General features: G+C 73.6%; 3 protein-coding genes. 1 reads left to right on the forward strand and 2 read right to left on the reverse strand.

Features of this window, described 5'->3' with window-relative positions:
• Window positions 1–426: 426 nt before the first annotated feature.
• Both ACYQ8L_RS18175 and ACYQ8L_RS18180 read right to left on the reverse strand, forming a co-directional pair.
• Window positions 427–2,412 carry a chemotaxis protein CheA gene (locus ACYQ8L_RS18175; RefSeq protein WP_459943237.1) on the reverse strand — a complete coding sequence of 662 codons (1,986 nt, stop codon included), beginning with the start codon at window positions 2,410–2,412 and terminating at the stop codon, window positions 427–429.
• A 6-nt stretch (window positions 2,413–2,418) separates the two neighbouring features.
• On the reverse strand, window positions 2,419–2,790 hold the full coding sequence (locus ACYQ8L_RS18180) for a response regulator (protein ID WP_459943238.1): 372 nt from the start codon (window positions 2,788–2,790) through the stop codon (window positions 2,419–2,421).
• 151 nt (window positions 2,791–2,941) lie between these two features.
• Here ACYQ8L_RS18180 and ACYQ8L_RS18185 point away from each other — a divergent pair, with 151 nt between their 5' ends.
• The gene (locus ACYQ8L_RS18185) at window positions 2,942–4,045 is read left to right on the forward strand and encodes a cytochrome c3 family protein (protein ID WP_459943239.1); all 1,104 of its coding nucleotides are present in this window, start codon (window positions 2,942–2,944) and stop codon (window positions 4,043–4,045) included.
• Window position 4,046: the final 1 nt, after the last annotated feature.

The following is a 4,046-nucleotide window of genomic DNA, read 5'->3' on the forward strand; positions in this document are numbered from 1 at the left end:
CCCCCCCCTCACCCCGGCCCTCTCCCCCCAGAGGGGGGAGAGGGTGTCAGAGGGGCGCTCCCCAGGGCCCCTTCGGGGCCCCGCTGCGCACGACAGTAACGTCCGAGTGAGGGCCTCGGGGTGGGAGCGGCGTCCATGTCAGGGGTCAGAGGACAGAGGAGAGGGGTTCCCTGACATCTGACCTCTGAATTCTGGCCCCCGATACGGCAGCCGCTCCCACGGGTTAGCCGACGCGATGACGTCGGAATCCCGAATGTTTTTTCGCCGCCTAGCTGCCGAGCAGCCCAGCCGCCCAGCCGAAGTTACTTGGCAGGCGCTTCCGGCCGCCGCGAAGCGGTCCCCCCTCCCCTCGTGGGAGGGGGAGAGGGGGAGGGGGCGCAACAACCGTCCCCCCCTCTCTCCCCCGGGTGCCGTGGGTCGGCCCGCCTAGGCCGCCGTCTCGACGAGGCGGCGGGGGTCGAGGACCAGGATGCCCCGGCCGTCCCCCAGGTCGGTCACGGCCTGGACACCGGGCACGTGGACCAGGGGATCCACCAGGGGCCGGAGCACCACCTCCCGGATGCCGAGCATCCGGCCGACCCCGAGGCCCACGGGCCCCCGGGGGCCGGGGGTCACCACCACGGCCGGAAACGGGTCCTCGCCGTCCCCTTCCACCCCGAGCACCCGGGCCAGGTCGAGGTGGGGGATCTCCCGGCCCCGGTACCGGAACAGGGCCTCACGTTCCACCCGCACCACGGCCGGGGCCTCCAGGACCTCGAGCACCGCCGACAGGGGCACGGCGTAGGTCTCGGGGCCCACCCGCACCAGCACGACCTCGGCGATGGTGAGCGTCAGGGGCACCCGCAGGGTCCAGGCGGTGCCCCGGCCAAGATCGGTCCTAAGCCCCAGCCGGCCCCCCAGGGCGTTGACCCCGTGCCACACCGCCTCCATGCCCACCCCCCGTCCCCCCAGCTCGTCGGCCTTCGCGTGGGTGGTGAACCCGGGGGCGCACAGGAGCTGGATCAGGGCGTCCCCGGCCAGGGGCCCGGGCGGGGTCGGGATGCCCAGGCCCCGGGCCTTGGCCCGCACGGCCTCGGGGTCGATGCCCCGGCCGTCGTCGGCCACCTCCACCACCACCTCCTCCCCCTCGGCCCGGCAGGCCACCGTGAGGGTGCCCACCCTGGGTTTCCCGGCCCGCTCCCGCTCGGCCGGCGGCTCGATGCCGTGGTCCACGGCGTTTCGCACCAGGTGCACCAGGGGCTCGGCCAGCCGCTCCACCACGGCCTTGTCCACCTCGACCTCGGTGCCCTCGAGCACGGTGCGCACCTCCTTGCGCTGCACCCGGGCCGCCTCCCGGGCGATCAGGGGCACCCGCTGCAGGAGCTCGGCCGCCGGCACGAGCCGGGCCGTGGTGACCGTGTCGCGAAGCTCCCGCACGGTGCGGTCGAGGCCCCGGAGGCACTCCTCGAAGAGGTTCCGGAGCCGGCGGGGCGGCAGGTCCCCCACCCGCCCCAGGGCCCCCCACAGGCGGTTCTTGTCCACCACGAGCTCGCCCACGAGCCGGAGCATCTCGTCGAGGCGCCCGGCGGGCACCCGGATCGTCTCCCGGGGTTTCGGCGCCCCGGGCCGGGCGGCCGAGGGCTTCGGGGCCGCCGGGGCGGGCGCGCTCGCCTTGGGCGGCCGGACGACGCGCCCCGACACGTCGCCCTTCCAGGCCGCGAGGATCTCGTCCAGGGGCCGCGCCGACACCGCGGCGAGCAAGAACTTGAGCCCCTTGCCCGGCTCGGCCACCGGCACCGCGCCCAAGAGCTCCCCCCGCTCCTCCAGCGCCGCGCGCACCGCGTTGATGGTGACCCCCCGGGCCACCTTGTCCTTATCGGGCACGAGCTCCAGGAGGTAGAGCCCCTCGCCCGCCTCGACGCGCTTTTGGGCCTTGCGTTGTTCGTAGCCCGAGAGCTTCGCCAGGAGCTCCTCCGGGAGATCCAGGCCCCCGGCCCCGCCGCCCTTCGCGGGCTCGGCCCCGGCCTCGGGCTCCCCGGCCCGGGCGCGCCGCACCGCCTCGAGAAACGGGTCCACCTCGTCGGACTCGGCCTCCCCCCCCCGGAACCGCTCCACCAGGCGCTCCAGGAGCGAAAGGCCCTCGAACAGCCGGTCGAGGAGTTCCCGGGACGGGGTCTCCTCGTTCGCGTGGAGCTCCTGGAGCACGGTTTCGAGCCCGTGGGCGAGCCGCACCAGGGCCTTGGCCTCGACCATGGCCGAGAGCCCCTTGATCGTGTGCATGGCGCGGTAGAGGGTGTAGAGGCTCGGGACGTCGAGGTCGCCCTCGGCGATGGACGACTCGACGGACAGCAGGGCCCCCTGGGCGTTCTGGACGAGCTCCGCCACCTCCTCGAAGTACCGCGCGAGGGCCTGGGAGACGTCGGGGCCGGCCATCGGGCGCTACGCCTCCGCCGCCAGGAGTTCCCGGGCCGCCTCGAGCACCTGGTCGGGCTCGAAGGGCTTGGTGATGTACCGGTTCACCCCCTGGGCCAGGAGCCGGTCCCGGAGCCCCGGGTCGGACCGGGTGGTCACCATGACCACGGGCACCCGGGCCAGGGAGGGGTGGGATTTGAGGAAGGCCACCACCTCGACCCCGTCCATGTCGGGCATGTTGATGTCGAGGAACACGAGGTCGAAGGGCTCGATGGTGAGCCGTTCCACGGCCTCGAGCCCGGTGGAGGCCTCGGCGAGTTCGGCCGCGAGGGGCGTGAGGCAGGCGGCGAGGAGCTGGCGCATGGTGGGCGAGTCGTCTACGATCAGGATACGCGCCATCCAAACCCTCCTCGCTCCGGGGCCCCCGCGGATAACGGCTTGTACTCTAACGGGAACCCGAAAACCCGGTCAACCGCTCATGCGCCGGGGGGCCCGTGCCGATACGAACCCGTGTGAACCCTGGCGACATCGTCTCGACCCGGAGTGCCCCATGCGATCCTCGTTCGTCCTGTCCCTAAGCCTGCTGCTCGCCTGCGCGTCCCTCGCCCGGGCCGACGTGCCCGCCCTCCTCGCCCCGGCCCCCAGCGGGGTCGTCCATGCCCCCGAGGTGCTCGTGGTCTACACGGTGCCCGCCGGCGAGCAGGCGTTCCTGCGGGCCGGGGGAAAGCCGCTCGACGCGAAGGGGACCCCGGTGCCGGGCAACGACTACGACCTCCACCACGTGCGGGTGCCCCTTGAGGAGGGCCGGAACCGGTTCGAGGTGGTGCGGGCGGCCGACGAGAAGGTGCGGCTTTCGTTCACGGTGACCTACGTGCCCCCGTACTCCCTGCGCACCGCGGTGGGCGAGAAGCCCTACGCGTTCCACACAAAGGAGCGGGAGGCCACCTGTTCGGGCTGCCACAACCTGCCCGAGACCTACGAGACCGTGCCCGACCAGCCCATGGCCCCGGCCGGGAAGGTGTGTGGGGCCTGCCACCCCCGCGTAGAGTCGGCGCCCCATCTTCACGGGCCTACGGCGGTGTACGCCTGCTTCATGTGCCACGCCCCCGAGTACCGGCCGGCCCGGTTCGCCCTTCCCACCTCCCAGGCGGCCGGGTGCGGCACCTGCCACGAGAACTTCCTGGCCCGGGTCCTGGGCGGCAAGGAGTATGTGCACGGCCCGGTGGCGGCCGGCGGGTGCCTGGTGTGCCACGACCCCCATGGCGGCAGAACCCAGGCCATGCTCCGGGAGACCCCGCCGAAGCTCTGCCTCCTGTGCCACGCCGACACCCTGCCCCTGCCGGTGGAACGGGGCCTCCACGGCCCGGTGCCCTGCACCCGGTGCCACGACCCCCACGGCGGTAAGACCCAGGTGCTCACCGCGGGCGAGGGCAACGCCTTCTGCGCCGGCTGCCACCCCGACGTGGCCGGCAGTGGCCGCGGCCACCCCATCGCCGGCCATCCCGTGGAGGCCGAGGTGGACCCCTCCAGCCCCGGACGGCCCCTGGGGTGCACGAGCTGCCACGCCCCCCACGCCACGGCCGACGTGAGCCGGGCGAACATCCTGGAAAACGACGACGCCCAGAAGGCGTTCTGCCGGAAGTGCCACTATTAGA

Source organism: Deferrisoma palaeochoriense, assembly GCF_054656955.1.

Coding starts and splice junctions, on each gene's coding strand:
- ACYQ8L_RS18175 (WP_459943237.1), bottom strand. CDS start 2,412: ATGGCCGGCCCCGACGTCTCCCAGGCCCTCGCGCGGTACTTCGAGGAG.
- ACYQ8L_RS18180 (WP_459943238.1), bottom strand. CDS start 2,790: ATGGCGCGTATCCTGATCGTAGACGACTCGCCCACCATGCGCCAGCTC.
- ACYQ8L_RS18185 (WP_459943239.1), top strand. CDS start 2,942: ATGCGATCCTCGTTCGTCCTGTCCCTAAGCCTGCTGCTCGCCTGCGCG.